Consider the following 5,359-nt stretch of genomic DNA (forward strand, 5'->3'; position numbering starts at 1 on the left):
TGGAGTCTAGGAGAAATAGTACCAGAATCTGTACTGTTTTATATTGCATCTCAATTAAAACTTGACCCGACAATCATCACCGAATATTCTCAAAGGGATACAACTCGACGCGAACATCTGGCAGAAATTCAAAATAATTTTGGATTTCATACTTTTAATATATCTACATACAAGCAATTCTCAAAATGGTTATTACCTTTTGCAATATCGTCAGATAAAGGGATGGCGCTTGTGGGAGCGTTGATTGATGAGATGCGCTTGCGGCAAATTATTATTCCAGCTATTTCTACGGTAGAACGTTTAGCCTGGGAGGTCAGACATCGCGCTCAAAAACTAGTATGTCTTGAGTTGACTAAAAGTTTGACAACATTACAAAAGATGGTGCTGGATAAGTTATTAGTTGTAGAGCCTGATAAAAAACTGACTGATTTAATTTGGCTACGTCAACCACCAGGTCAGGCTAATCCAAGGAACTTTTTAAAAGTAGTGGAACGACTGGAGTTTATTCGCCATCTCAATCTCGACTCTGGATGTTTGAAACGAGTACACCAAAATCGTCTACTGCAATTTACTAGAACTGGCGCGAAGTCTACACCTGCTCACCTATCTAGGTTGGATGAATTGAGACGCTATGCTATTTTAGTTGCTTTTCTCATTGAATGGAGTGCGTCATTAGTCGATTATGCCATAGAAATGCACGATAAAATGATGGGTAAATTGTTTAACAAAAGTGAGCATCAGCATGGGGATAAGTTTCAACATGATGGCAAAGCAATTAATGAGAAAGTCCGATTATATGCTCAAGTAGGTAAGGCGTTGATTGCTGCTAGAGATGAGTCAATTGATGCTTATGAAGCGATTGAATCAGTCTTAAATTGGGAAAAGTTTATTAGTAGTGTTGCCGAAGCTGAAAAACTAGCCAGACCCGCAGATTTTGATTATCTTGAACTGCTTGATAATCGTTATTCACAATTGAGAAGGTATACACCAAAATTGTTGTCAGCGTTTGAATTTAAAGCTACTGGAGCCAGTTTACCGATTCTAAAAGCTTTGTCAGTCATTAAAGAATTAAATATATCTGGTGGTCGAAAAGTACCGGAATCTGCGGATATTAGTTTCGTTAAACCTCGTTGGTTAAAACACGTAGTTAAGGGCGATACTATTGATCGTCACTACTATGAGATGTGTGCTTTGGCTGAATTACGCAGTGGCTTGCGTTCTGGAGATATTTGGGTAGCAGGCTCGAAGCAGTTCCAAGATTTTGAGGATTATCTATTAACAGATAACGCATGGCAATCAATGTGTTCTTCTCAAACGATACCTGTGGCAGTAACGACAGATTTCACTACTTATATTGAACAACGCTCACTTGAATTGTCTGAACAATTAGCGCTTGTTTCTTCTTTAATGGCAGAAAAGAAACTGGTTGATGTCAGGATAGAGAACGAACAGTTAATTATCACTCCTCTTACCAATGCTGTCCCAAAGGAGGTTGATGGATTTAGCAGAACAGTTCATAGTTTACTGCCAAGAATTAAGTTGACTGATTTGTTAGTAGAAGTTGATTCTTGGACGCAATTTACGAAACATTTTACGCATTTACATTCAGGAGAACAAGTTTCAGATAAAGTTGTTTTGTTAAGTGCCTTGCTTGCTGATGGTATTAATTTAGGTTTAACGCGGATGGCTGACGCAACTCAAGGAATGTCTTTTGAGCGTTTAGCTTGGGTGGCGGATTGGTATATTCGAGATGAAACTTATTCCAAGGCTTTAGCTGAGGTAGTGAATTTTCATGCACAGATCCCATTTGCTGCTTATTGGGGTGATGGGACAACATCTTCTTCTGATGGCCAACGGTTTAAAGCAGGTGGACATCGCAGTTTTAATGAAGAGATCAATGCCAAGTACGGTAAGGATAGAAGCGTGATTTTTTACACGCATATTTCCGACCAGTATGCTCCATTTCACGTTAAGGTAATTAACGCCACGATTAGGGATGCAACACACGTTTTGGATGGTTTGTTGTATCACGAGAGTGATTTACAGATTCAGGAGCATTATACAGATACAAGCGGTTATACCGAGCATGTGTTTGCGATGTGCCATTTGCTGGGATTTAGATTTGCACCCAGAATGCGAGATTTACCTGATAAGAAATTGTATACTTTTGAACCTAGTTCCCCTGATTCGGTTTTAGCACCCCTACTAGGTGACAGGATTAATGTGAAATTGATTCAGGAGTCTTGGGATGAGATTCTACGCCTTGCTAGTTCAATTCGGACGGGGACGGTGACTGCCTCTTTGATGTTGAGGAAATTAGCTTCTTATCCTCGGCAGAATCGTTTAGCTTTAGCTTTGCGGGAGTTAGGGAGAATTGAGCGAACTTTATTTACCCTCTCTTGGTTGCAGAGTCCAGAACTACGGCGACGGGCGACGGTGGGACTTAATAAGGGTGAGGCGAAACATACCCTGAAAAGGGCGGTGTTTTTTAATCGCCTGGGTGAGATTCGCGATCGCTCTTATGAAGACCAGTTCTATCGGGCCAGTGGGTTAAATTTAGTGATTGCTGCTATTGTTCTGTGGAATACAGTGTACTTAGAAAAAGCCGTTGATTATTTGCAGAAACAGGGGATGGATATTCCTGAAGAATATTTGCAACATTTGTCACCGTTGGGTTGGGAGCATATCAATCTCACTGGCGATTATGTGTGGAATTTGAAGCAGGCAACCAGTTTTGACCAGTTGCGTCCTTTGCGGATTAAGGAAAATAAGTATCACTGAAATGCTTAGGTGATAATGGTTTCAGCCTTAGCGTACAATTTTCCCGTTTTGGCACGGTGATGCCTCTGTTGACGTTCGGAAACCAATTTCAACTCTTCTTGGTGTTGCCAAGCCCACTCTGCCAAACCTGCAATCGGTTCAATCAACTTTTCACCAAAGGGAGTCAGGTTATATTCCACTTTGGGCGGCACAATAGGATACACAGTTCGATTAACAACACCAGCTGACTCCAATCTTCTTAAGGTTTGTGTCAGCATTTTTTTTGATATTCCAGGAATTTGACGTTGAAAATCAGTATATCGCTTAGTACCAGAAGATAGAAGATAGAGTACTGGCGGTGTCCATTTATCTCCTACCAAATCTAGCATCTGCCGCATAGGACAGTTTGCGCCCAAGAGTATTTGCTCATTGTTGGGAACCATGAGGTAACTATATCACCAGAAAGTTCCTTCTTGTAAAGAAGAATCCAAATCAGGCACACTGCTTTAGTTAGCGAAAATGGAGAGATTTGGATGAAACCGTTAGAAAACAAAGTTGCCCTTGTTACTGGTGGTACTTCTGGAATTGGGCGGACTACTGCGATCGCTTTTGCTCATGCAGGTGCCAAAGTTGTTGTAGTCGGACGACGAGAAGAAGAAGGCAGTGAAACCGTTAGCTTGATTCATCAGGTAGGAAGTGAAGGTTTATTTGTGAAAGCTGATGTCTCTCAAGAAGCAGACATAGAAGCAACCATTGCCGCTGTTGTCAATAAATTTGGTAGGCTTGATATCGCCTTTAATAATGCGGGGTTGCTGGGTGAAAATGCCTTGCTGGCAGAGCAAACAGAGCAAACTTATGACCGAGTTTTTGGAGTCAATGTCAAGGGAGTTTTTCTCTGTATGAAGCATGAAATTACCCAGATGTTGGCTCAAGGTAATGGTGGAGCAATTGTCAATACATCCTCCATCAATGGTTTTCGTCCTTTAGCACCTGGCTTATCGATTTATGATGCCTCTAAAACAGCTGTGGTGATGCTGACAAAAGCCGCAGCCCTAGAATATGCCTCACAAAAAATTCGGATAAATGCGATCGCACCAGGGCCAATTGAAACGGAAATGCTTAGTCAGGCGACTGGCGGTAATACCAAAGCTTTTGAGAATTTTGTTCCCGCCGGACGTTTGGGCAAACCCGATGACATTGCTAATGCTGTAATCTGGTTGTCTTCTGATGCTACCAATTTTGTCAATGGACATACCCTGGCTGTGGATGGCGGATTACTGGCGGCGTGATCACTGCTTTACTTGCTGAATGTGGGTTTTCGTAAAAACAATAGATGCAGGAGCAATCATGAGTCAACTAGAGAACAAAGTTGCATTAATTCTTGGTGGTGCAGGCAATGTAGGAGAAGGCATTGTGAGAGCATTTCTCAAAGCAGGTGCCATAGTAGCGGTGCCGTCCCGTAAAGTCGAAAAACTAGAAGAACTACGCACTTATCTAGGTGAACTTGCACAAGGCGATCGCTTTATTCCCATTGTGGGAGAAATTGGTCAAATTGATAGTGCCGAAAGTATTCATGACCAACTGCTTAAACAATTTGGAAGGCTTGATGCTGTGGTTGCTTCCCTTGGCGGCTGGTGGTTTGGTAACAGACCTTTGACTGAAGTCTCAATCGCAGAATGGCAACAATATTTAGATAGTAATTTAACGAGTCACTTCATCGCCGCCCGTACCTTTCTACCTATTCTTCAAGAACGCAAAGGTGCTAGCTATACCTTGATTGGAGGAGCCGCAGCCGAAGTACCGATTCCCAATGTCAGCCCTGTGAGCATTTCTGCTGCTGGACAGTTGATGCTAGCTCAGGTATTGATGCAGGAAAATAAAGGTAGTACTATCCGAATTAATGAAGTCATTGTTCATAGCTGGGTGGCAACTCGCAGCAGCAAAGAGCGCAGTCAACCTACCTGGATTACTGCTGATGACATTGGCGAATTTACAGCTTGGCTTGCTTCTGACGCAGCATCTATGGTGAATAGTAGTCTCCTACGCTTGTATGAAAAGCCTGCAACTTAACGATAAAGTTGCACCTAGAGTGGCTACTCTACCTATATACACTGGGGTATGAGTAGCATTCCGCAAATGGGTGGAGAGAAAATATATTCTGATAATTTCCGATGAAAGAGCTATTTTATTTCTGTAACTCGTATGTAACATGGCTTTCAGTCGTTGCATGGCGGTTCATCACAGGCTCGCTACTTTTACCCCTATTAGGTGTCAGACTAGGAGCCGGATGCAGCCAAAGCTGCACGTCCGCGTTCTGAAGGAGAGGTGTCTCCTGGTAACAGGAGCATCGACTCTAATTAAATGAGAGGGGCGGGAGATAATACTCCCCCTCGACTCAACTTCTTTGGCGGAAAGTTTTTTTGAAAAAAAGTGAGGATCAAAGTGAATTCAAAATCACTTTCATCAAAAAGAAGTACCAAACAGCTACATTAATACTACAAAACTAACTGTACAGTTCACTACCATCGGTGAGAGGTTAGAGGGATTGCACTTTTGTCAAGAGGGTGCAGGAAAAGGGGATAAATCCAGCTTGGAGACT

General features: G+C 42.2%; 4 protein-coding genes. 3 read left to right on the forward strand and 1 reads right to left on the reverse strand.

What is annotated here, in order from left to right; translation table 11 throughout:
• Nucleotides 1-2,781 (forward strand): Tn3 family transposase (locus tag ACEYW6_RS35700; RefSeq protein WP_412983529.1); only part of this gene is annotated, 2,781 nt, incomplete at its 5' end.
• A gap of 5 nt (nucleotides 2,782-2,786) precedes the next feature.
• Here the strand turns inward: ACEYW6_RS35700 and ACEYW6_RS35705 are convergent.
• Entirely contained in the window at nucleotides 2,787-3,203 is a 417-nt protein-coding gene (locus ACEYW6_RS35705) for a winged helix-turn-helix transcriptional regulator (RefSeq protein WP_412983530.1), read from the reverse strand.
• Nucleotides 3,204-3,293: 90 nt separating this feature from the next.
• On the opposite strand from ACEYW6_RS35705, the gene ACEYW6_RS35710 reads away from it, so the two are divergent.
• Together ACEYW6_RS35710 and ACEYW6_RS35715 are read left to right on the forward strand one after the other, a co-directional pair.
• Nucleotides 3,294-4,049 carry a glucose 1-dehydrogenase gene (locus tag ACEYW6_RS35710; protein WP_214440881.1) on the forward strand — a complete coding sequence of 252 codons (756 nt, stop codon included), beginning with the start codon at nucleotides 3,294-3,296 and terminating at the stop codon, nucleotides 4,047-4,049.
• Nucleotides 4,050-4,107: 58 nt separating this feature from the next.
• Complete coding sequence (locus ACEYW6_RS35715; RefSeq protein WP_412983531.1) at nucleotides 4,108-4,830, forward strand: SDR family NAD(P)-dependent oxidoreductase; 723 nt, start codon at nucleotides 4,108-4,110, stop codon at nucleotides 4,828-4,830.
• Nucleotides 4,831-5,359: the final 529 nt, after the last annotated feature.

Source organism: Nostoc sp. UIC 10607 (assembly GCF_047228265.1).
GTDB classification, from domain to species: Bacteria; Cyanobacteriota; Cyanobacteriia; order Cyanobacteriales; family Nostocaceae; genus Nostoc; species Nostoc foliaceum_A.

Coding starts and splice junctions, on each gene's coding strand:
- ACEYW6_RS35715 (WP_412983531.1), top strand. CDS start 4,108: ATGAGTCAACTAGAGAACAAAGTTGCATTAATTCTTGGTGGTGCAGGC.
- ACEYW6_RS35705 (WP_412983530.1), bottom strand. CDS start 3,203: ATGGTTCCCAACAATGAGCAAATACTCTTGGGCGCAAACTGTCCTATG.
- ACEYW6_RS35710 (WP_214440881.1), top strand. CDS start 3,294: ATGAAACCGTTAGAAAACAAAGTTGCCCTTGTTACTGGTGGTACTTCT.